Origin of the sequence: Aureispira anguillae, assembly GCF_026000115.1 — a bacterium.
GTDB classification, from domain to species: domain Bacteria; phylum Bacteroidota; class Bacteroidia; order Chitinophagales; family Saprospiraceae; genus Aureispira; species Aureispira anguillae.
Map to the genome: position 1 here is coordinate 7,287,927 of NZ_AP026867.1, position 22,348 is coordinate 7,310,274.

General features: G+C 37.5%; 16 protein-coding genes. 11 read left to right on the forward strand and 5 right to left on the reverse strand.

Going from position 1 to position 22,348, the window contains the following annotated elements:
* The first annotated feature begins 56 nt into the window (after positions 1 to 56).
* Positions 57 to 512 carry an SRPBCC domain-containing protein gene (locus tag AsAng_RS28325; RefSeq protein WP_264790523.1) on the forward strand — a complete coding sequence of 152 codons (456 nt, stop codon included), beginning with the start codon at positions 57 to 59 and terminating at the stop codon, positions 510 to 512.
* Here AsAng_RS28325 and AsAng_RS28330 read toward each other — a convergent pair.
* The 4 genes from AsAng_RS28330 to mdh all read right to left on the reverse strand — a co-directional run bounded on the left by AsAng_RS28330 (position 502) and on the right by mdh (position 5,014).
* On the reverse strand, positions 502 to 1,488 hold the full coding sequence (locus tag AsAng_RS28330) for an SDR family NAD(P)-dependent oxidoreductase (protein WP_264790524.1): 987 nt from the start codon (positions 1,486 to 1,488) through the stop codon (positions 502 to 504). The two genes, AsAng_RS28325 and AsAng_RS28330, sit on opposite strands and share 11 nt — an antisense overlap.
* Positions 1,489 to 1,544: 56 nt before the next feature.
* Positions 1,545 to 2,741, reverse strand: coding sequence for a sulfotransferase family protein (locus AsAng_RS28335; RefSeq protein ID WP_264790525.1), 1,197 nt, complete (start codon positions 2,739 to 2,741; stop codon positions 1,545 to 1,547).
* Entirely contained in the window at positions 2,725 to 3,930 is a 1,206-nt protein-coding gene (locus tag AsAng_RS28340) for a DUF1214 domain-containing protein (RefSeq protein WP_264790526.1), read from the reverse strand. Before AsAng_RS28340 ends, AsAng_RS28335 begins: the two co-directional genes overlap by 17 nt.
* 154 nt (positions 3,931 to 4,084) lie before the next feature.
* A complete protein-coding gene (gene mdh / locus AsAng_RS28345; protein WP_264790527.1) occupies positions 4,085 to 5,014 on the reverse strand; it encodes a malate dehydrogenase in 930 nt (309 codons plus the stop codon).
* 691 nt (positions 5,015 to 5,705) lie between these two features.
* Between mdh and AsAng_RS28350 the strand changes: the two genes are divergently transcribed.
* The 9 genes from AsAng_RS28350 to AsAng_RS28390 all read left to right on the forward strand — a co-directional run bounded on the left by AsAng_RS28350 (position 5,706) and on the right by AsAng_RS28390 (position 19,623).
* Complete coding sequence (locus AsAng_RS28350; protein ID WP_264790528.1) at positions 5,706 to 7,970, forward strand: zinc-dependent metalloprotease; 2,265 nt, start codon at positions 5,706 to 5,708, stop codon at positions 7,968 to 7,970.
* Positions 7,971 to 8,215: 245 nt separating this feature from the next.
* Positions 8,216 to 10,417, forward strand: coding sequence for a T9SS type A sorting domain-containing protein (locus AsAng_RS28355; protein WP_264790529.1), 2,202 nt, complete (start codon positions 8,216 to 8,218; stop codon positions 10,415 to 10,417).
* Positions 10,418 to 10,688: 271 nt separating this feature from the next.
* Positions 10,689 to 12,137: a CoA-acylating methylmalonate-semialdehyde dehydrogenase gene (mmsA, locus tag AsAng_RS28360; protein WP_264790530.1), complete on the forward strand. Its 1,449-nt coding sequence runs from the start codon at positions 10,689 to 10,691 to the stop codon at positions 12,135 to 12,137.
* A 99-nt stretch (positions 12,138 to 12,236) separates the two neighbouring features.
* Positions 12,237 to 13,565 (forward strand): aminotransferase class III-fold pyridoxal phosphate-dependent enzyme, encoded by a 1,329-nt coding sequence (locus tag AsAng_RS28365; protein WP_264790531.1) that lies wholly within the window; start codon positions 12,237 to 12,239, stop codon positions 13,563 to 13,565.
* A gap of 316 nt (positions 13,566 to 13,881) precedes the next feature.
* Positions 13,882 to 14,502, forward strand: a complete 621-nt coding sequence (locus tag AsAng_RS28370; protein ID WP_264790532.1) for a hypothetical protein — start codon at positions 13,882 to 13,884, stop codon at positions 14,500 to 14,502.
* 36 nt (positions 14,503 to 14,538) lie between these two features.
* Entirely contained in the window at positions 14,539 to 16,272 is a 1,734-nt protein-coding gene (locus AsAng_RS28375) for an NCS1 family nucleobase:cation symporter-1 (protein ID WP_264790533.1), read from the forward strand.
* Positions 16,273 to 16,409: 137 nt separating this feature from the next.
* Positions 16,410 to 17,447 carry a CobW family GTP-binding protein gene (locus AsAng_RS28380; RefSeq protein WP_264790534.1) on the forward strand — a complete coding sequence of 346 codons (1,038 nt, stop codon included), beginning with the start codon at positions 16,410 to 16,412 and terminating at the stop codon, positions 17,445 to 17,447.
* A 331-nt stretch (positions 17,448 to 17,778) separates the two neighbouring features.
* Positions 17,779 to 18,366: a GNAT family N-acetyltransferase gene (locus AsAng_RS28385; protein WP_264790535.1), complete on the forward strand. Its 588-nt coding sequence runs from the start codon at positions 17,779 to 17,781 to the stop codon at positions 18,364 to 18,366.
* Positions 18,367 to 18,636: 270 nt separating this feature from the next.
* Entirely contained in the window at positions 18,637 to 19,623 is a 987-nt protein-coding gene (locus tag AsAng_RS28390; protein WP_264790536.1) for a potassium channel beta subunit family protein, read from the forward strand.
* 62 nt (positions 19,624 to 19,685) lie between these two features.
* Here AsAng_RS28390 and AsAng_RS28395 read toward each other — a convergent pair whose 3' ends face one another.
* Complete coding sequence (locus tag AsAng_RS28395; RefSeq protein ID WP_264790537.1) at positions 19,686 to 20,723, reverse strand: NAD(P)H-dependent glycerol-3-phosphate dehydrogenase; 1,038 nt, start codon at positions 20,721 to 20,723, stop codon at positions 19,686 to 19,688.
* Positions 20,724 to 21,116: 393 nt separating this feature from the next.
* Between AsAng_RS28395 and AsAng_RS28400 the strand changes: the two genes are divergently transcribed.
* Positions 21,117 to 22,265, forward strand: a complete 1,149-nt coding sequence (locus AsAng_RS28400; RefSeq protein ID WP_264790538.1) for a vWA domain-containing protein — start codon at positions 21,117 to 21,119, stop codon at positions 22,263 to 22,265.
* The last annotated feature ends 83 nt before the right edge of the window (positions 22,266 to 22,348 follow it).

Consider the following 22,348-nt stretch of genomic DNA (forward strand, 5'->3'; position numbering starts at 1 on the left):
TTACCTATACTTTTTTATGCCCGCTTACTTAGAAAAAAATAACCCCTAAAAAAGAGATGAGCAAGAATTTAATCGAGTCAACAGTTATAATTAATGCCCCTATTGATCAGGTTTGGAAGACCTTAACTAGTTTTGATTATTATTACGAATGGAACCCCTTTACTCCTAAAGTGGAAATAGAGCCTGTCATTGGCTCTACAGTAGGGTTGCACGTTCGTTTAAATCCTAACTCTCAACAAACAATGTTTCAGAAAGAAACGCTATTGGTTTGGGACGAGGAAAACAAACGCTTAGAGTGGGGCATTCAAAATGCTTGGTATGTAAGAACAATACGTTTACAACAATTAACAGATTTGGGCAATAATAAAACAAAGTATTATACTTCTGATTTTTTTGAAGGTCCCTTGACAAAATTGATTTTATGGTTATACCGCAATAAAATCCAAATTGGTTTTGATGATGTTTGTAATGGTTTAAAGCAACACTTAGAAAACCCTAAGGTTATAATTTAAACCCTAAGTTTGCCAACAATTGTTCGGAGGCTGCCCAAACTTTTTGCCCATGCTCTGCGTCATAAGAAACTGCTGCCATTTTTTTGTCCTGCATCATATGTAAATAGTGTCCTGTTTGTCCTTCTAATTTAGGGCTACAAGCAAAATAAACTGCTGGGCGAGATGCCTGTAGTGGCGTTTGAAAAAAGATTTTAAACACTAACCATAAAATGGGTTTGAGCAATTGGGGGGAGTTGCGAGAAATATTGCTATGAACCGCCCCTGGACAGAGGGTGAATATAGACAGATTCTTACCATTATTGGCATAGCGACGATTGAGTTCCTCGATAAAAATATTTAAAATCAGTTTATAATAACCATAAAATTTTACCACCTTGGCAGCACTATAAGAAATGGGTTGTCCAAAGGTAGTGTAATCAATTGGCAAATCAACTCGATGAGATTCAGAAGAAACAAAAATTAATCGGGCTTGGGGAGTATGAGGAGCTTGTATAATTTGATGTTGCAATAGTAAATTTACCAAATAAAAGGTTGACAAATAGTTGACCGCAAACATTAAATCTAGACCATTCTTAGCTTGTTTGCTTCCTGCTGGAACCACCCCTGCATTACAAACCAAAATATCAATAACGATTTGTTGTTCGGCTAGTCGCAACACTAAATCTTTGATGGATTGCAACTCCGATAACTCTACAAATTCCATTTGAACATTGCTATTGCCACTCAATTGTTGAATTTCTGTTCCCTTTTGAGGAATACCACTTCTGACAGCCATAATAATGCGCCCTCCACGCTTGGCAAGTTCTGTCGCAATCGCAAAGCCCAAACCTGTATTAGACCCTGTTACTAAACAAGTTTTTCCATCCAAACGATCCTGATTATTTAATGTTTTATCCGTTTTGGGAGGAAATAAAACATCTTTTATCCCTGTAAGCGTCGCTTTGAAGGTGCTGTCAAATTTTTTGTTTTGATTCATCGTTTTATTAGTTGTCAGTAAATAAGAATGGGAACAGTTATATCAGCTGTGTTTGGCTAGAGATTAGGATGTTGTTCTAAATAAAAAGAAAAAGCTTGCTCAATAGAAGCATTGGTCAATCCAAAATCAGCCATATCATAATGATGCTTGCCATATTTATTTTTCTTATGCTGTAACATGGCTTGTTTGATTTCTGATTCAACCTGAGTTGTCCATGGTCTTCCGATTTGTTGATAAATCTGTTGAAGCGTACCAATGGGATCTTTGGTTAGGTCTTTATAATATACATCAATGACTTTAAAATCAGGATGTGCTTTGCGTGCTTGCATGGTTTTTTGGAGCATGTAAATGTTTTTGTTTAGCCAATGCTTCGCAACTTCTTTTGCGTCAACATGCGTACTAAAAATTTTTCGACTATGATAAACCATACTGCAAAAGGATGGGATGCATTCCTTGGGGTGACGATGGGTGTGTATAACAACCGATTGTGGAAATTTTTGCACAATGACATCCATATATTCTAAATGTTGAGGAGTCTTGAGAATCCATGTTTTAGGCTTGGTCTGCCATTGTAATAATTGCAACATTTTGAATAACCAATCATAAGCAATGCTATGATCTTGATGCGTGACCCATTGACTAAAACTAGGAACATGCATTGTCGCTTCTGGGATTGCGCTCAGAAGTGTCATATCATTGAGTAAAATATCTTCCTCTGGGCTATCAAATTCTACAGGGTGAATACTAAAAAAGATAGGGGACATATAACGCAATGCTTTTTGGCTCAATAGTGCTTGCCGAATGCGTTTTTTTTGTTCATTGGCTCCCGAAAAAGGAATTGGATTTAGCGCTTCCCAAGATAGCAACGCTCTGTTGTTTGTATCAGATGCCAATAAACGCTGCAAAAAGGTGGTACCTGTACGTTGTAAACCCGCAATAATAAGAGGAGGCTGAAGTTCTTCTTTTAGAATGGCAGGGTGTTGCTGCAAATATTGGATTGCTCGCAAGCGATTTTTTAATAGACCTTTGAGTCGTTCCTTGCTGATAAAAGCACCAAAAGGATGTAATTGCGCTTCTTGGTTGATGGATTGGCACAGCCGTTCTAGGCGTTCTTGGTAAGCAGTTTCGCCAAAATCTGTTGCCCCAATCGCTTTTTGTGCAGCCGTTAAAAGCTGATTAGCATCAAGTTTAGCCGTAGAGCATAAGCGGTTGTAGGCACGAATTAAAAACGGATCGTTAGTGTTTAGGCTCATGGTTAGGGAGGATTCGTGTAGAAATATTGGAATATTTAATGACTTCTATTTGGGGTTGAGGGTTGCTGTCTGCGTAAGCCCACCGCAATAGCATGGTGCCTTCTTGGTGATAAGCCGTGTCAATCCAATTGGGGTGAGGTGGTTTTTGGTGTGCTACAAATAACTTGACCGACCCATCTTTTTCAACGACTGCTGTGTGCATGTTAAGATGAATGTTAAAATGTCGATAATCTAAGGACTCCATCCAATAGTTATTCAATTGAAAATTCCAATACTTGCAATTTGGAGGCGTAAAATGAATGTACAAGGCTTCATCTGCTGCTAATTTCCAATAACTATGATAATACCAAATATTAGCATCCCCACCAGCTGCATTTGAAACTTCAGGCGAAAACAGGGGCAATTGGTTGGGGTGCTTGGTAAAGCCTGTTGTCCATTTTGAAAACAAAAAGGAAGCTCCCGCAACAAAGGTTCCAGCCATATTTAATCCATTATAAACTAGCTCTGGGCTTAAGGGAAGAGGTTTTTTAGGCCCTCCAATACATTCAATATGAACAGTAGCCGCTACTTCATTTTGAGTATCCATAAAGGTTTGTCTAAGCATCAATAAAGTAGTTTCTGCTTCAATTTTGAGCCAGTTTTTACCTTTTTTTTCTTTGGTGACAAAAATTTCAAAAGAACCATCTGCTTCAAAATGCATTTGGCTGTCTTCCAATACGCCACAAGGAGACAAGCCCCCCGTACTGCCATAGCTACCATTTTGGGTGAAAAAACCGAGGTAAAAAACAGAATTTCGATTGCCCCAAATTCGATAATCATAATCGCCACTAACTTGAGCATTGGCGTAATGATTGTCAGGATTATCTGCCCCTAATTTTACTGTTTCATGAACCATTCTTTTAAAACTAGGGAATTGGGGATCGGCATGTTCAATAAAGGCATCTAAGCTAGCCCTAGTCAATCTAGATAAATAACGAATTCCTTCTGCTTGCTGAAAGGGATCAAGGGGAGCGTTGCCATAGAGTAGTGAGGTGCCAGCCGTTTTTAGCGTATCACAAAAATCTTCCCATGCTTTTCCTGTAACAATTTGTTGATGGATGACATCTTGCTCCGTCTTCCCCAAAACTTTATTTTTTAGATTTTTTACTTTTTTATAAGTATTGGCAATGGCAAAAATTAGTTTTTTCATAAACGCTAAATTAAATAGGAACAAGAAACGAAGCAGAATTGATTCTGCGTTAAATTTACGATCATGAGTGCTACTTAGTTTCTTAAGTCATAAGGGCTAAAAAAAAAAGCAATCCCTAGATGAGATTGCTTTATAGTATTTGAAAAATTGAGAATTATAGCTCAAGATTTCCATTGTTTGTTTTAACAGCCGCTGCAGAAGCTGCTAAATGTTCTTTTTCAGCATCGTTCAAATTGATTTCAACAATTTTCTCGATACCATCTTTTCCTAGTACTACAGGAACTCCTATACAAAGGTCAGATAGCCCATACTCTCCTTCCAATAAAGCAGAACAAGGATAAATTTTCTTTTGATCGCAGATGATTGCCTGAACCAAACCAGAAACTGCTGCACCTGGAGCATACCAAGCAGAAGTACCCAACAATTTGGTTAATGTAGCACCTCCTACTTTGGTGTCTTCTTTTACTTGGTTCAATCGTTCTTCTGAAAGAAATTCAGAAACAGGCACAGAATTACGAGTAGCCAAACGAGTCAATGGAACCATACCTTTGTCAGAATGACCGCCAATTACCATACCATCAACATCAGAGATAGGAGCACCTAGCGCTTCTGCTAAACGATATTTGAAACGAGCAGAGTCTAAAGCACCACCCATACCAATAATTCTATTTTTTGGTAAACCAGTAGTTTTGTGAACCAAATAAGTCATCGTATCCATTGGATTAGAGACAACAATAATAATGGTATTAGGAGAATGTTCTACCAAACTAGCAGATACAGACTTAACAATGCTTGCATTGATTCCTAACAATTCATCACGAGACATACCTGGTTTACGAGCAATACCAGAAGTAATTACACAAACATCTGAACCAGCTGTTTTGCTATAATCATTTGTCACTCCAGTTACTTTAGTATCAAAACCATTTAAAGAGGCTGTTTGCATTAAGTCCATTGCTTTTCCTTCTGCAAAACCTTCTTTGATGTCTAATAGTACAACTTCTGCAGCAAAGTTTTTAATGGCAATGTATTCGGCACAACTAGCACCTACTGCACCAGCACCTATAACAGTTACTTTTCTCATGTCTAAATTTTATTTGCTATTTATTATATTAATTTATTAGAATTTTCAAGTATTCTAATCTTGATGAAGATCAGATATAAAAGAAGATGCAAAAAAAACGAATTAATTATTCATTCTTGCCATACAAATGTAAAAAAAAAAGCCTTTTAGATACCTTTTTTTTGCAATACTTTTAACTTTACTAAAAGTTTCTTATAATTGATACCATTACTTCTCTTTTTTTTGGAATGTATCTAACAATAAGTCTACTATCTACCCAACAGATTATAAATTGGCAAACCCCTTTGTTAATTTAAGCAAGACTTATTTCTAGCTATAGATAATAATTAAATTGCTTTAGTAAGAGATACAAAGCGATAATTGACGCAGTATTTTTATTTGCTCCAATGAATAATTATACTATAATAGTTTGTTTTAAGGCTTATTTATAAGAGATAGTTAATACTTCTGTCATAGTATCTTCAATTCTGTAAATTTTTCGTGCTAAAAATTGCTATACCCAAAAGTTTTTGCTTTTTTTGAGGTTGGTAATGAGTAATAATTAAGTTGGTTTTATTACTCTAACGTCTTTTTTAATTTTATTTTGATGACAATATAAGAGGTTATGTTGTTGTAAATCAGGCTAAAGTTGAAGAGGCAACTAAAGCAATGGTTATATATTTATTAATTCATTTTAACTCAATCCAAGGTTATGGTTCGTTGTTTATTATATGTAATGGGATTGGTGCTGTTTGTCGGGAGTCAAGTCTCTGATGTACAAGCCCAAACTACACAAAATCGTGCAGTATGTGGCGTTGGTCTTGCCGAAGGTCATGCCATAAAAAATCGAATGCTTGACAATAGAAGAAATAGAGTCGAGTTGTTAGAAAAATTTGAAAGAGGTCGTGGCAATGATAGCACTGTTTATGTACCCGTTCAATTTCATATTGTCAATAAAAGTGATGGAACAGGTGGTGAGAGCATCAGTGATATTCTAGCTAACTTGTGTCGCTTGAATGAGGATTATGAACACATCAATGTAGAATTTTATTTGGCTGGTCCTATTCGTGTAATCAATCAAGATTTATTGTACACCAATAGCTTTGCAGATGGAATGGCCAATTACTTTATGGGACTTTATCGAGTGCCAGGTATGGTTAATGTTTTTGTTGGTAATGAAATTGTGAATGGTATATCTGGTGGAACAACATTGGGGTATTATACGCCTGGTTTGGATATTGTATATGCAATCCAAGGTGCTGTTCGATACGATGGTACTACTTTGACACATGAGTTGGGACACTTTTTTGGTCTACCTCACACCTTCTTTGGTTGGGAAGGAAAGAACTATGGTTCTGTAATGGGCAATACCACAGGGCGCACGCCTTCTATTGTAACTTATAATAATGAGCCTGTTCCTGTTGAGCGTATTATTCGTTCTGGTGGTGGAGAAAATTGCCAAATTGCAGCAGATGGTTTTTGTGATACAGATGCCAATTACTTGTTTGGGTTTTACGGAAGTGCTTACAACACAGGTTGTGACTATGCAGCTACTGCTATTGATCCTAATGGTTGGTTATTCCGCCCAGAAACGATTAATCCAACACCTAGCCGTTTCAAAATTTTGGAAGGTGAAGCCTTTTTGGATGAAATGTGGTTGAAAAACAACTCTACTAAGGATAGAATTTATCCTAAAACTCTAGTAGTTGTAGAAACTGAATACACTTTGGCTGGTAATACAGTAATGTTGTGGCAAGATACCATTGGAGATTCTGATTCAACGGATATCTACTGCCCTCAAAATTCAGATGATAATATTATTGGTGTTGGTATCTTGGATGTACAAGAAGAGTTTATTAACCTAAATGGACATTATTTGGATGTTAATGTAACGGCTCCATCTGCTCCTAGTTTGACTTTTGCAGCTGCAAACGCAAAGTACACGATTACTCCAAGCACAGGAAACCATAGAGTAGACATGGATAGCCTACAAGTAACCAATACAAGTACTACTTTAACGGTTGCAACAGGAACAAATATTTTGGCAACAGATGTTTTTTATAACAATGGTACCCAAGTAGCTTCTAGCGCTAGAACGTATACCTTACCTACAGCTTTGGCACCAGGAACTTCTTATACTTTCCCTGCGGCAGATTTACGAGTAGATGATACTCAATTAGCAGGTGTTACTTTTGGTGTAAATACTTATGCTCCTTACAAGGATACAACAGGAACTACTTCTGAGAATGTAATGAGTTATTATGATGATCTTTGTGCTACTCAATTTTCTGCTGAACAAGGAGAAGCCATGAAAATGGACATCGCTTCTAGAGGTTTTGCTACTATTTATGCTACACCAACAGATATTACGATTACTGATACCGTTGTTGTTCAGCATCCTGTTGACAACTCTATTGCTCCGCAACCATTAGTACATTTTGCTTGGAATCCTGTAAATGGTGCTACTATGTATCATGTACATATTTATGAAATTAGCTTCTTGGGTATTCCAATTATCAATGGAGAAGCTTATGATGTAACGGTTACAGGAACCAACTATTGGCAAACACTAACCCCAGGTAAGCGTTTTGAGTGGAGAGTATACCCTTTAAATGCTACTACGTTCTGTTTTGCTAATAATGATCTTGGATCTACCAAAGCAAAATTTGAAGTATTTAACTGGAATGTAGGAGTAGAAGATATTCCATCAGAAATTCAGTCTTCTAAATTGTATCCTAACCCATCTGGCAAAAACCAAGATGTTATGTTAGAAATTGAGTCTTCTATTGTTGGAGATGCTCAGATTACAATTTTTAATAGCATAGGACAAGAGGTTATGCCTACACAAGCTATTTTACTAGAAAAAGGAACAAATGTTCAAAAATTAAGCACATCAGCTTTGACGGCTGGTCTGTATGTAATCAATGTCAAAACTAGCAATGGTACAGCTAGCCACAAATTGGTTATTAAGGATTAATTGCGCTGAAAAAAATAAATTTAAAATGGTCATTCCTTCTCGGAATGACCATTTTTTTTTGAGAAAAAAGGCTTGTACCCTTTGTTTTAAGTAGCTTATATTGCGTTGAAAAATTAAGAATGGCGCTAAACTGTGCTTTTCATTGTCATGTATCTCAATTAAATTAGTAGTAGATCTTTTTACCAACCTCAATAATTTAGTAAACCACCAATGGGGGCTAAGTTATCAACTACAAAAATTTAATTATGATACGTTATTTGTTATTCTTTTTAGGGCTGTTTTTTTGGGGCAACAGTACCGTTCTAGTGGCACAAAATCATCAGTGTGGCATTAGTCATAGTGATGCAACAAGCATCAAGAATCGCATGCTGGACAATAGAAGGCAGCAGATGAACCTATTGTCTATTTTTGAGGATGCTAGAGGAGGAGGAAATACGGTCTACATTCCTGTTCAGTTTCATATTGTTACTAAATCGGATGGCACAGGTGGCGAAAGTGTACAGCACGTTTTGGATAATCTCTGTAAATTAAATACGGATTTTGCATTTGTAGGGGTAGAGTTTTATTTGTACAGTCCTATTCGTTTTGTTCATCAAGATTTGTTGTACACCAATAACCAAGATGGCATGGCTTCTTATTTTATGGGGTTATACAAGGAGTCCAATGTGGTTAATATTTTTGTTGGAAATGAAATCGTAGATACGAGTGGTGGCGTGACGCTGGGCTACTATAGTCCCTCGTTAGATGCTATTTATGCTATAAAAGATGCCGTAGATGGCAGTTCTTTGACACTGACCCATGAGGCAGGGCACTTTTTTTCGTTGCCACATACGTTTAGTGGTTGGGAGGAGCGTAATTATAATACCGTGACAGCAAATGCAAATGGAAGAACGCCTACTTTTTTGTCCAATGGGGACGAAGTGGAACGCATCATTCGTTCTGGTGGTGGAGAAAATTGCCAAATTGCAGGAGATGGTTTTTGTGATACAGACCCTAATTATTTGTTCGGCTATTATGGAAATAGGTATAATGTAGGACCCTTTCTTTGTGAGCATGCCTCTGCTGCCATAGACCCAACAGGTAAGTTGTTTCGTCCTGATCTTATACGTCCTGTTACGAGATTTAAAATGAAAGAAGATAATCCTGCTTTTACAGAGTTGTTAACGACCAATGCCTTTACAGGATCTTATTTTCCTACCAAAACCTTATTGGTAGTTGAGTCTTCTTTTACACCTACTGGAGGGCAGCCTACTTCTATGTGGAAAGATACCATTGGAGATACAGATTCAACCGATTACACCTTAAGAACGGCTAGTAATATGATTGGTCCAGGGAATGTTAAGGAAGGTTTTATCTCAATGGGAGATTATTATTTAGATTTGAAGATTACAAATGGGCTAAACTTTCAAATGAATACCGTTCCTGCGCAGTATACCGTTTCTGCTGGAGGGACTTACACGACTGAAATGGCAAGCCTAGAAATTATTAGTACGCTACCTGGAACCATTCTCAATGGTCTAGTAATTACAGTGGAAGAACAGTTGAAACATAGGACATTAGGAGTTGTTTCATCCGAAACGTGGACTATTCCTGTAACAGTACCTATTCCTACAGGAGTCACTTCATTGCCAATTGCTGATTTGTACAAACAAAAACAAACGATTGCTGGCTGCGAATTTTCAATAGATATAAGAGCTCCTTATGGAAATGTAACCGAGACTACTGCTGATAATATTATGAGTTATTATAGTAATGATTGCAAAACCTCTTTTTCTACAGAACAGGGATTAGCGATGAAAATGGATATTGCATCTAGAGGTTTAGCGACTCTATATCCTGCTCCTTCCACGATCCAAATTACTGGGCAAGCTGCTATGATTTATCCGCCTATGAATGCGGTTACTCCAAATACCGTTAACTTTTCTTGGGGAGCGGTTAGTGGTGCTACATCTTATCATCTTTATGTTTATGAAGTAGATGCTTTGGGAAATCCTGCATTTAATGGGGAAACCTATGATTTTATAAGTACAGCGACCAATTTTAGTGCTTCTTTGAGCCCTTTAACTAGATATGCTTGGACGATCACTCCTTTAAATGATATTAGTTTTTGTGATCCAACCATACGATCTACGCCTGTTATCTTTGAAACGGAGGCAGTAGGGGTTATTTCGCTTAATAATGATTTAGAAATGATAAAAATGTACCCTAACCCTACAGGAAAACACCAAGCTGTTACGCTAGAATTGAGGGCTAAAGAGCAAAAAGAAGTTCAGATTTTGGTGCTTAATAGCCTTGGGCAAACGGTAATGCCCAGCCAAACGCTTGAATTGCAAAAAGGAGTAAATGTCCAAAAGCTAGATACTAAAGTACTTGGAGCAGGGTTATATATGGTGGTTATAAAAACAAAAGAAGGAACTAGTAGTCAGAAATTGATGATAGAAAATTAAAAATGAAACAATAATAGGTTCATAATGGTTATCTTTTCTTTGGTACTTTTGAGATAACTGAATTTAATGGTTGCACGGGGTAGCGTGTAGCCATTTTTTTTTGGCAATTCGATGTTTTAACCAAAACTAATTGGGTGATCATGAAGTTTTATGCGAACTAATGTTGGTTTTTAAACTAAAAAAAGCTAATTTGGTAAGTCCGACAATAATGGGATTTTTATCCTATTATAATAAGGTTATATATTAATTAATTACCCAATAAAAGAAAAGAATGTTAGAAACAAAAAACTATATAGCAGGCACTTATGTTGATGACAGTTACGAAAAGATAAATGTTGTGAGCCCAATAGATGGTACAATCTTATCTACCATGCCTATGTCAGATGCAGCTGCGGTAAATCAAGCTGTAGAAGTGGCTAAAAAGGCATTTACATCATGGTCAAAAAAAACATTAAAAGAACGTGTACAAGTCTTTTTTCGATTTAGAAACTTATTGGAACAACATAGAGATGAGCTAATAGCATTGGTGCATCAAGAGAATGGAAAAACGAAGGGGGAAGCAGCCGCAGAAGTAGATAAAGGGATTGAGTTGTGTGAATTTGCCTGTTCATTGCCTCAAATTGTAAACGATGAAGTGCAGGAAGTTAGTAAAGGGGTTGAATGTAGAACAACGCATGTACCTATGGGAGTAGTTGCTTCTATTACTCCATTTAATTTTCCCCATATGGTTCCATTATGGTCAGTACCCAATGCCCTAGCACTAGGAAATTGTATGATTTTAAAACCCTCAGAGCTCGTTCCTTTAAGTGCCATTAGAATTGGAGAATTATTGACAGAAGCAGGCTTGCCTGAAGGTGTTTATAATGTTGTAAATGGAGGAAAAGCAGTGGTCGAAGCGATTTGCGATCACCCCGATATTAAAGCTGTATCCTTTGTTGGTTCAACCAAAGTAGCTAAGATTGTCTATCAAAGGGCTACCTCCAACTTAAAGCGTTGTGCTGCTCTCGGAGGAGCAAAAAACCATCTGATTGTTTTGGATGATGCCCATGTAGATATGGCTGCTTCTAATATTGCAGCTTCTATGTCTGGTTGTGCTGGTCAACGCTGTATGGCAGCCTCTGCAATGGTGGCGGTAGGGCAGGTCGATCATATTATTGCTCGTTTGTGCGAAGAAGCGCAAAAAATTATTTGCGGAGAAAACTTAGGTGCTGTTATTTCTGCGGAAGCAAAAGCTAGAATTGAAGGATACATTACAGCAGCCGAAGCTGCCGGTGCTGAAATATTGGTAGATGGTAGAAATACAGTAGTGGCTGGAAAAGAAGGTGGTTTTTATGTTGCACCAACTATTATTGATAAGGTAACACCTGATATGGCAATTGCTAAAGAAGAGGTTTTTGGACCCGTTTTGGCAATCATGAGAACCGATACAATTGATGAAGCACTAGAAATTGAAAACGCTTCGAATTATGGAAATGCAGCAGCAGTCTTTACGCAAAGTGGAGGATTGGCAAGGTACATTATGGATCGAGTTAGTGCTGGAATGGTTGGTGTAAATGTAGGGGTACCTGTACCTCGTGAACCCTTCTCTTTTGGTGGGTGGAATGACTCTAGATTTGGATCACATGATATTACAGGCAGAAGTTCGATTGCATTTTGGACCTATCTAAAGAAAACCACCACAAAATGGAACCCAGAAGCCAAGACGAATTGGATGAGCTAATTTTTTTCAGACCAGAGTCTGAAAAAAATTAGCGAACAAAAACATCAAGCATGAACATCAAGCATGGCGCAATATCACCAACTATAAAAACAATTCAAAGTGACAAATTCAAAAGATATTTTACAACACAATTTAGACTATACTTTTTTTTCTTGGTCCAAGCAAGGTGGTTTAAATCCCATCAATGTAGCATCCGCAGAAGGAGTCTATTTATACGACACCGATGGGAAGCGATACATTGATTTTTCATCACAATTGATGAATGTCAATATAGGACACGGTCGTCCAGAAGTAGCTCATGCGGTAGCACAGCAAATGACCAAATTAAACTTTGTCGCCCCAAGTATGGCGACTGAGCCCAGAGGCTTATTAGGCAAAAAATTGGCAGAAGTAAGCCCTGGTGACCTAACCAAAACCTTTTTTACCTTAGGAGGGGCAGAAGCGATAGAAAATGCCATTAAAATAGCTCGAGTATATACAGGCAAGCATAAAATTATTAGCCAATACCGTTCCTACCACGGAGCGACCTATGGAGCAATAACAGCAGGAGGTGACCCTCGACGTCACCCTGTAGACACACAGCAAGCACCTAATATAGTTCATGTTGACAATCCTTATAGTTATCGTTGTCCTTGGTACAGTTCTTCCCCTGAGGAATGTGGAGAACGAGCCATTAAAAATTTGGAGCAGGTAATCCTATACGAGAGCCCTGATACAATTGCAGCAATATTAATGGAAGGAGAATCGGGAAGTTCAGGCTGCATAAAATATCCTCCGTTCTATCTTAAAAAAGTAAGAGCCTTATGCGATAAATACAACATCCTAATGATTGACGATGAAGTAATGAGTGGCTTTGGAAGGACAGGAAAATACTTTGCGATAGAACACCATGACGTAACGCCTGATATCATGTGTATGGCAAAAGGATTAACTGCTGGTTATTTGCCACTAGGAGCAATGATTGTACGACCAGATATAGCCGCAGCATTTGAAACACAAAAATTACCATTGGGGCTTACTTACTCTGCTCATGCGGTTTCTTGTGCCGCAGCTTTGGCGGTATTGGATATTTATGAACAAGACAATTTGGTAGAGCGAGCGGCTGAAATGGGACAATATTTAGATGCACAAGTGGAATTAATGAAAGCGAAACATCCTTCTATTGGTGACTGGCGAAATACAGGGTTATTAGGTTGTTTTGAGTTGGTTAAAAATCGAACCACTAAAGAACCAATGTGCCCTTGGAATGGTAGTTCAGAGGTAATGAACAATGTAGCTGCAAAAATAAGAGCCTTAGGCATGTTTACTTTTGTGAAGTGGAATTTTATTTTTGTTGCCCCTCCTTTATCCATTACCAAAGAACAAATAGACGAGGGATTAGCCATTATTTCGCAAGCGATTGCTATTGCGGATGAGCAGGTGGTTTAAACCTATTGGTATAGCAAAAAAAAAGATATAGAAGTTGTTTGAAAATAGACAGATATTTTATTAGATGTGTTATTTTTATAATACTCCGCTGATTAACTGCGTTGCTAGGCATTCCAGTTGGTACATAGTACCAAGCTACTCGTGCACTACGTTTATGTGGTACCTGCGCTGCTAAGTTAGCTAGTGTGCTAGTGCTTATGAGCTCCCTGAGGTCGGTTCGTTATCACTCGTGAGCCAGCATAGCTGGGGTCGGGTTTCTAGCGGAGTAATAATTTTTTAACAACTTCATTAATTTCTTATCTTTTAAAAGCAGCCAATGCTCAAAATAATCCTTTTTAGTTGCCTAATTTTTTTAGTTGCCTGTGTAGAACCAACTACAACAGCAGATTTAAGCAATGCTCCAGAAGCACGCCTAATTGTGGCGGAGAAAATTATGTCACCAGAAGCACGAGCTTTGGAAAATAAAATAGCAAATCGAACCTTGTTGCAGAAAGTAGTAGATGAATCCAAGGAGTTTCAGCGAGTTGAATTTTCTTTTGCTTGTAATAATGATTCAGGAGGTTTGCTAAGTTATATTAAATCAGGTGAAAGTATCAGAGGAATTCGTTTTGCTGTTTCAAAAGAAGGCATGGATGAATTTGTGAGTTGGTATTATAAAAGAGACGAGTTAGTTTTTGTCGTACACGAAAAAGGAGAATGGTTGGGAGAGCAAGAAAAAAATATTCAAACGTTATTTTACTTAGATAATGGAGAAGTCTTGCGCTGTATGCAAAAGAAAGCACTTGGAGCAACTCACCAAATAGAAAAATTGATTCAGGCGGCAGAATTTGAACTTATTATTAACAACCGCCATCTATTAGAAAAAATAGCTACCTACGAAACCTTGTTTAAAAAAGAGATCAGTCCAAAAAAGCTAGCAGCTTATTTTTGTGATTAAGACCATATCTAAATTTACCAACACACCTCAATTACTATGAAAGAAGATTTTTATAAAATAGATGAAACCATACAAAACTCTTCTCTTTATAGTGAAGATTTGGCTCCTATTGCACCACAAGATCGAACTTGGACGACTTGGAATTTAGCAACTCTTTGGGTTGGAATGGCAGTTTGTATTCCAACCTATATGTTAGCAGCTTCCATGATTACGAGTGGCATATCTTGGTGGGGAGCCCTATTAATAATTGGTTTAGGAAATTTAATTGTGACCATTCCTATGGTACTGAATGGGCATGCGGGAACCAAATATGGAATTCCTTTTCCTGTGGTTGGACGAGCCGCATTTGGCACGACAGGTATTCACATTGCTTCTTTGATTCGAGCATTGGTTGCTTGTGGGTGGTTTGGAATACAGACTTGGCTAGGTGGGCTAGCTTTATTTGCGATTGGATGGATCTTGGCGGGGGGAAGCCCTGCGGAAATACCAGGAGGGACGGGCTTGGGACAATTTATTGGCTTTGGTTTGTTTTGGCTAATGAATGTCTATTTTATTTGGAAAGGAACAGACAGTATACGGTGGTTAGAAGAATGGTCAGCGCCAATATTGATTGGTATGGGCTTATTACTCATTGGATGGGGGTGGTCTCAGGCTGGAAGTTTTGGTTTGGTACTGCAACAGAGTGAACAACTAAAACAAGCAACGGCTATTTATAATAATGACAATGAACCAGTGACCATTGCCGTTCATCCATTGAGGGATAAAAATGGACAGCTAAAAGCAACTAAAATTGCTGCATGGGGAATGGCAGATGGAGATACTCCTTTAGCTGTGCATTGGATGCCCTTAGAGGGAGCAGATTTGAATTATATTCCTATAGGGCATACCAATGGAGTAGCTAGTGGCTCTAAAATTTTGGTACAGTTTGCCAATGAAGAAACACAGTCTAGTATTGTAGAAGCTAGTCAGCCCATAGAGGAAGGAGCTTCTTGGCTTACTTATCTAGGCTTTTTAACTATAATGGTAGGTTTTTGGGGAACAATGGCAATTTCAGTAGCTGATATTACCCGTTATGTTCCCACACAACGCAGTCAAATTTTAGGGCAATTCATAGGTTTACCAGGAACGATGATTTTATATTCTTTTGTGGGAATCTTTGTCACTTGTGCTGCTATCATCAACTTTGATGGAATTTTAATCGGAAATGATGCTCCTTGGGACCCTGTGCAACTACTCAACCAATTTGAAAGTAAGTGGGTCGTTCTAGTGGCACAGATTTTTATGTTAATTGCAACGCTAAGTACTAATATTGCAGCCAATGTAATTGCGCCAGCCAATGCATTTTCGAATGTAGCTCCTAAGGCGATTAGCTTTCGAACGGGTGGTTTTATTACAGCATTTATAGGGATTCTCATCTGCCCTTGGGCACTGATCGGAGATATAATACCTATTTTGTTGTTTGTTAGTGGGCTATTAGGGCCTGTATTGGGGGTATTGGTAGCGGATTATTTTTTGGTGCGAAAAACCAAGTTAAACCTAATGGATTTATACAATGAGCACGGGCAATATGGCGGTTTTAATTTTGCTGCTATGCTTGCTTTGGCAATTGGTGTTGGTGTGGTTTTACTAGGTTTCTTTGTACCCTTACTAGAGATCTTGTATCAATTGTCTTGGTTTACTGGTTTTTTTGCTTCTCTATTGGTCTATTGGGGATTGGGGAAAAATAATCAAGAGCAAAAAATAAAAGCGAAGGATGTTTTAGATGATTAAGCATTAACAGCAATGAAATATAAAAGGATATAACAATGCACTAAAATTTCGAAAAAAGACTAGTCTAAAAACGAATTTTCTTCTATCTTGTTAAGTATATATTGGATCGAATTTCGTTAAGTGAAAAAAATAATAGCATGAAAGACAATAGAGTTCCAGTAACCATCTTAACAGGTTTTCTAGGAGCAGGGAAAACAACCTTATTAAATCATTTAATAACAACAAATCCCAAAATAAAATTTGCCATTATTGAAAATGAATTTGGAGATATTGGCATAGACAATGAGTTGGTTGTAGGGGCAGATAGTGGTATTTTTGAAATGTCAAATGGTTGTATTTGTTGTACTTTAAATGGAGAATTGGTACAAACATTGGTTGATTTGGTCAACGGAGAACATGAATTTGAGCACTTGATTGTCGAAACAACTGGGATTGCAGAGCCAGATGCTGTTGCTGCTGCTTTTGTTGCAGAGCCTGCTATTCAAAGTCGTTTTCGTTTGGATGCAACCATCTGTTTGGTGGATGCACATCATGCAGAGGATATTTTAGAGGAACGGGAAGAAGCCAAGCGCCAAATTACCTTTGCAGACTATATTGTTATTAATAAAGCGAGTGAAGTTTCAACGGAGTATCTTGCTAAGTTGGAACAAATTCTTAGAGCGGCGAATTCTTTTGCAGCCATTGAGCATTGTGATTATGGCAAGGTAACATCTGATATTTTGAATTTGAATGCATACGATGTACATCAAGTAGAAAAAAAATTAGATCATGCACATACGCATCACGAACATCATCACGATCACGAACATCAATGTGATGATAGCTGTTCTCATGGGCATGAAAAACACCACGAACATCATCATCATCACCATCATCATAGCGATATTGTTACACATAGCTTTATCATTAAAGCACCTTTGGATGTATTAAAATTTAGGCATTGGCTTAATGTTTTACTCATGATTCAAGGCAAGCACCTCTATCGTGTTAAAGGAATTATGAACTTTCAATATCAAGACAAAAAAGCAATTGTTCAATCGGTAAAACAGATGTGTGTATTTACAGCAGGAGACGATTGGAGCGAAAGCGACGAACGATTAACTAAAATCGTATTCATAGGAAAGCATTTACGAAAGGATATTTTAGAAAAACAATTAAAAAACTGTTTAGCTTAGTGGCGTAAACTCTAGCAGTTGTAGTTGATGATTTTTAAATTAAATGTGGTAAAAATTGTAAAAGATATAGAAAATCATTAACTATGGTATAACGCTTCATTAATAAAGATGGTTGTTTGATAATTTGTGTGCTAAACTCCAACAGGGCGTAGGCTTTAACTTCTTTTTTTAAGGAATTTATAAGTGGTAATAATAGGACAGGATGATTGAACATCCTAGATGAGTTACTTAACTACGCTGCTACTTACTTGAGAATAGTTCGTGGTTGTGAGTCTGCGGGTTGTCAAAGAACGATAAGAATAAAAGACAGAATACCCAAAAAGATAAAAATATGATTCGCATTGCTAAGGAATCTGATATAGCGGCTATGTTAGCTATTTATGCCCCATTTGTAGAATGTACCGCTGTTACTTTCGACCTGAAAGTTCCTACATTATCAGAATTTACTGAAAGGATAAAAAAAATACAAACGGAGGCTCCTTGTTTGGTGTATGACTTAGACGGAGAAATATTGGGCTATGCTTATGCTAGTGCCCACCGTTCTAGAGAAGCCTATAAGTGGACTAGAGAAATGTCTGTATATATTCGAGAAGATGCCAAAACCAAAAAATATGGAACAGCGCTTTATTCTTCTCTAATTGAGTTGCTTAAGTGCCAAAACTATCGAAGTGTATTAGCTGGAATTACCTTGCCTAATATACCAAGTGTGAATTTTCATGAACGATTTGGCTTTCATCCTGTTGGTGTATATGATAATATAGGTTATAAATTAGGAAAACCTCATCGTGTAGGTTGGTGGCAGCTAATGATTGATAGCGATGATAAAGAGGTGAAGGAAATCATTGCACTAGACAAAATTCTCGCTACAGAAGAAGGGCAAAAAGCCTTAAAAAAGGGAGAATCTAGGATCTTAATTTAAAACAACGTCTTTATAAAAAAATAAAAAAGCCGCAACCTGTCTATTATCATACAGTGTTAGCGGCTTTTGTAGTATAATCACTCTTTGAAGTTGTTTAAAAATGGAGTTTTGTTGATAATGAGTACTAAATTTTTAGATAATCGAGGCAAAAATCTAGTTCATAGCAGCGCTATGGGGTAGATTTTTAACGATGAGTAACTGAAAATTAGCTTTCATTAGCAATGTAAGGCTACTCTTAAACAACTTCTTTATAAATTAATTCAAATAAAAATGGAATACAGACGATTAGGTAAATCGGGCTTACAAGTAAGTGCACTCTCTTTGGGATCGTGGTTGACATTTGGTAAGCAAATTGGGGATGATGTTGCAGAACAGCTTATGGTGGAGGCTTATGACCAAGGAGTTAATTTCTTTGATAATGCCGAAATTTATGCTCGTGGAAAATCAGAATTGGTGATGGGCAAAATTCTAAAAAAAGTGGGATGGCGTAGAAGCTCTTACGTTGTTTCTAGCAAGGCTTTTTTTGGGGATGGGAACACGCTTCCGAATGAGACAGGATTGAGTCGAAAGCATTTGATTGAGGCTTGTGAAGCAGCTCTAAAACGTTTGCAAGTAGAGTATTTAGATTTGTATTTTTGTCACCGTCCAGATAAAAATACGCCTATTGAAGAAACAGTTCGTACCATGAATACCTTAATTGAACAAGGTAAAATTTTCTATTGGGGAACCTCCGAATGGTCTGCTCAAGAGATTATGGAGGCACATATGGTTGCCGAAAAATATGGTTTGATAGGCCCTACTATGGAGCAGCCTCAGTACAATATGTTTCATAGAGAAAAAGTAGAAGTTGAATTTTCGCAAGTGTACAAAACGGTAGGTTTGGGAACGACTATTTGGTCTCCATTGGCTTCAGGTGTATTAACCAATAAGTATATTGATGGTAGCGATACACAGGGGACTCGTTTGGGAATGGAAGGTTTGGAATGGCTAAAAGAGCGTTCTTTGACAGAAGAACGATTGAACACCGTTAGGAACCTATCCAAAATTGCCAATGATTTGGGAACTTCTGTTGCTAAATTGGCAGTCGCTTGGTGTTTGAGCAATCCTAATGTAAGTACTGTAATTTTAGGCGCTTCAAAATTACATCATCTTCAGGAAACCTTGACTTCTATTGATTTGTTGGATCAAATGACACCTGATGTTTTAGAAGCAATAGAAACAGCTTTGGGCAATAAACCTAAACGACCTGCTTTCTAGAAAAATAATTTGAGTTGCTTTGTTGTAAAGAATTACTTTACAACAAAGCCTTTTTGAATCACCTAAGGCAAAAAATCCACATCAACAGCATAGGGATAAGTAATCAAAAATTGGATGGCGTTATCAACGGGCATCTTCTTAAAGAATACTCGATAAACAATTTCTACAATAGGAGTTGTAATTCCTAAATGAGCTCCTAAAGCTCGAATTGTTTCTAGTGTTTTGACTCCCTCTATAACATCAGTTGATGTCTCCATAATATCATCCAATGTTTCTCCTTTTCCTAGACGATACCCTGCCTTGTAATTTCTACTATTTTCACTAGAAGCAGTAGCAACCAAATCACCAATTCCTGCAACGCCCAAAAAAGGCTTTACATCAGCTCCTACGGCCTTGCCAATATGGATCATTTCAGATAGTCCTCGTGTGACCAGCAATGCCCAGAGGTTTTTTCCTAAGCCCTTACCGCCCAATATTCCAGCAGCTAATGCTATAATATTTTTTAGAGCACCAGCCAGTTCTGCTCCGATAATATCATGGTCGCCATAAACTTGGAAACGGTTACTTTTGAGAACGGCTTGTCCTGCTTTGATGACTTCTGTAAATGGGCTGGCAATAAGCGTAGCGGCTGGCTGTCCTTCCATAATTTCTTTCGAAAGGTTAGGACCCGATAAACAGCCAATTCTACAAACAATACTTTCTTCTTCAATAACCTGACTCATGGTTTTTATATGCTCTGGATGTAGCGATTGTCCTTGAGGAAGGTCTTGCAAATCTAAACCTTTGGTACCATGTATGAGAAAATGGGTAGGATTGAGGTAAGGGCTGAGTTGCTTCATCATACTTCGGAAAGCTTGCGAAGGCACAATAGGGAAGATAAGTTGACATTTTTGAGCGACCAACTGCAAATCAGAAACGGCTTGGATACGTGGCGATAAAACACTGTATCGCCCTTCTCTTTTTTCTATTGCTAGACGAACTTCTTCTCGGCGAGCGTAAAGCAAGACATCTACATTTTCAGCCAACAAATTGGCAATTGCCATACCAAAGCTGCCTGAGCCAATAATTCCAACAGGGTTTTTATGTTCTGATCCTTCCATATCTTTAATTCAATTCTATCCAGTCTATTTCAAACGAAGTTAAGTATTTTAATATAAATTATGAAACGAAGCGGATAGAGGAATTAGAAACTATTCTTTATAAGCTTGCAATTGAGAATGTTCTGTTAAAATTATCCTAAAAGATAAAAAAAAGAAGTAGCACTGCACCAAAAAAATAAGAACGGGCATCTTATTAGTTAATACTCCGCTGATTTTTTAGTTTTTTAACAAAAAACATAAAAAAGCATCTTGTATCAATTTGATAATCAGTCTTTTAATGTTTTAGTTAATGAAAATGTATTTTGTTGATTATCAAGTTGATACGATTTTATAGCGGAGTGATGATTAGTTATAACATCAAAAAAAAATATTTCCCAACAAAAAGTACGCACCATGTTTAAATTAATTTCAATATTGAGTATTTGGTTTTCTGCCTTATGTGTTCCTACAGCAGAACTCAACCAACCAACAAATGAACAAGCCCCTGATCGAACTGCAAAAATTCAGGTTGCCTTATTATTAGATACTAGTGGCAGTATGGATGGACTGATCGAACAAGCAAAATCTCAACTCTGGAAAATGGTCAATGAATTGGCTACCTCCAAAAAAGGGGGAAAGGCTCCTGCTATTGAATTGGCTTTATACGAATACGGAAAAAGCTCTTTGCCACAAGGAAAAGGATATTTACAACAGTTGGTTCCTTTAACCACAGATTTAGATTTAGTTTCCGAAAAACTTTTTGGACTCCAAACCAATGGGGGAGATGAGTATTGTGGCTGGGTGATTCAGGAGGCTACTCAAAATTTGAAATGGAGTGAGAGCAATGAGGATTTAAAAATTATTATTATTGCGGGGAATGAAGAGTTTACGCAAGGTACTGTTGATTACAAAAAGGCTTGTAAGGGAGCGATTACGAATGGAATTGTTGTTAATACGATTTATTGTGGTGATTGTGAAGAGGGGATTCGTTATTGGTGGAAAGATGGTGCAGATCGTGCCGATGGCAAATATATGTGTATCAATCAAAACGATCAAGTTGCTCATATTGAAACGCCTTATGATAAAGAAATTAGTACATTAAATGACGAATTAAACAAAACGTACATTGCATTTGGTAGCGCAGGTAAAGATAGACAGGCTCGTCAGTTGAAGCAGGATGCGAATGCTGATTCTTATGGTATGGCTAACAAAGCAGAACGAGCTATTTCTAAATCTAAAAAATCAACTTACAATAATGCTGCTTGGGATGCAGTAGATGCTGTTGCTGAGGATGAGGAATTTATCGTAAAATTGGAAGAGGAGCAATTGCCAGAGGAAATGAAAAAAATGACGATGGAAGAACGCAAAAATTATGTGGAAGAAAAAGCAAAGGAACGTGAAGAGATTCAGCGTAAAATCCAAGAAGCTGCTAAAAAGCGTACTGCTTTTATTACCGAAAAACACAAGGAAGCAGCAGGTGATGAAAAAAATACATTGGATGCTGTTATGTTGAAAGCCGTTAGAGAACAGGCAGAAAAGCAGAAATTTAAGTTTGAGAAATAAAAAATTAAGCAGAAATAAACTTAGTTATTTTTAAATGTATAATTATTTGATAAACTGGTGATTTTGTTGCTTGGGTTGTGTGG

What these genes read in the sequence shown, in the direction of transcription:
- AsAng_RS28330 (WP_264790524.1), bottom strand. Translation starts at nt 1,488, where the DNA reads ATGAATCAAAACAAAAAATTTGACAGCACCTTCAAAGCGACGCTTACA.
- AsAng_RS28375 (WP_264790533.1), top strand. Translation starts at nt 14,539, where the DNA reads ATGAAAGAAGATTTTTATAAAATAGATGAAACCATACAAAACTCTTCT.
- AsAng_RS28340 (WP_264790526.1), bottom strand. Translation starts at nt 3,930, where the DNA reads ATGAAAAAACTAATTTTTGCCATTGCCAATACTTATAAAAAAGTAAAA.
- AsAng_RS28380 (WP_264790534.1), top strand. Translation starts at nt 16,410, where the DNA reads ATGAAAGACAATAGAGTTCCAGTAACCATCTTAACAGGTTTTCTAGGA.
- AsAng_RS28350 (WP_264790528.1), top strand. Translation starts at nt 5,706, where the DNA reads ATGGTTCGTTGTTTATTATATGTAATGGGATTGGTGCTGTTTGTCGGG.
- AsAng_RS28385 (WP_264790535.1), top strand. Translation starts at nt 17,779, where the DNA reads ATGATTCGCATTGCTAAGGAATCTGATATAGCGGCTATGTTAGCTATT.
- AsAng_RS28395 (WP_264790537.1), bottom strand. Translation starts at nt 20,723, where the DNA reads ATGGAAGGATCAGAACATAAAAACCCTGTTGGAATTATTGGCTCAGGC.
- AsAng_RS28325 (WP_264790523.1), top strand. Translation starts at nt 57, where the DNA reads ATGAGCAAGAATTTAATCGAGTCAACAGTTATAATTAATGCCCCTATT.
- mmsA (WP_264790530.1), top strand. Translation starts at nt 10,689, where the DNA reads ATGTTAGAAACAAAAAACTATATAGCAGGCACTTATGTTGATGACAGT.
- AsAng_RS28390 (WP_264790536.1), top strand. Translation starts at nt 18,637, where the DNA reads ATGGAATACAGACGATTAGGTAAATCGGGCTTACAAGTAAGTGCACTC.
- AsAng_RS28355 (WP_264790529.1), top strand. Translation starts at nt 8,216, where the DNA reads ATGATACGTTATTTGTTATTCTTTTTAGGGCTGTTTTTTTGGGGCAAC.
- AsAng_RS28400 (WP_264790538.1), top strand. Translation starts at nt 21,117, where the DNA reads ATGTTTAAATTAATTTCAATATTGAGTATTTGGTTTTCTGCCTTATGT.
- AsAng_RS28370 (WP_264790532.1), top strand. Translation starts at nt 13,882, where the DNA reads ATGCTCAAAATAATCCTTTTTAGTTGCCTAATTTTTTTAGTTGCCTGT.
- mdh (WP_264790527.1), bottom strand. Translation starts at nt 5,014, where the DNA reads ATGAGAAAAGTAACTGTTATAGGTGCTGGTGCAGTAGGTGCTAGTTGT.
- AsAng_RS28335 (WP_264790525.1), bottom strand. Translation starts at nt 2,741, where the DNA reads ATGAGCCTAAACACTAACGATCCGTTTTTAATTCGTGCCTACAACCGC.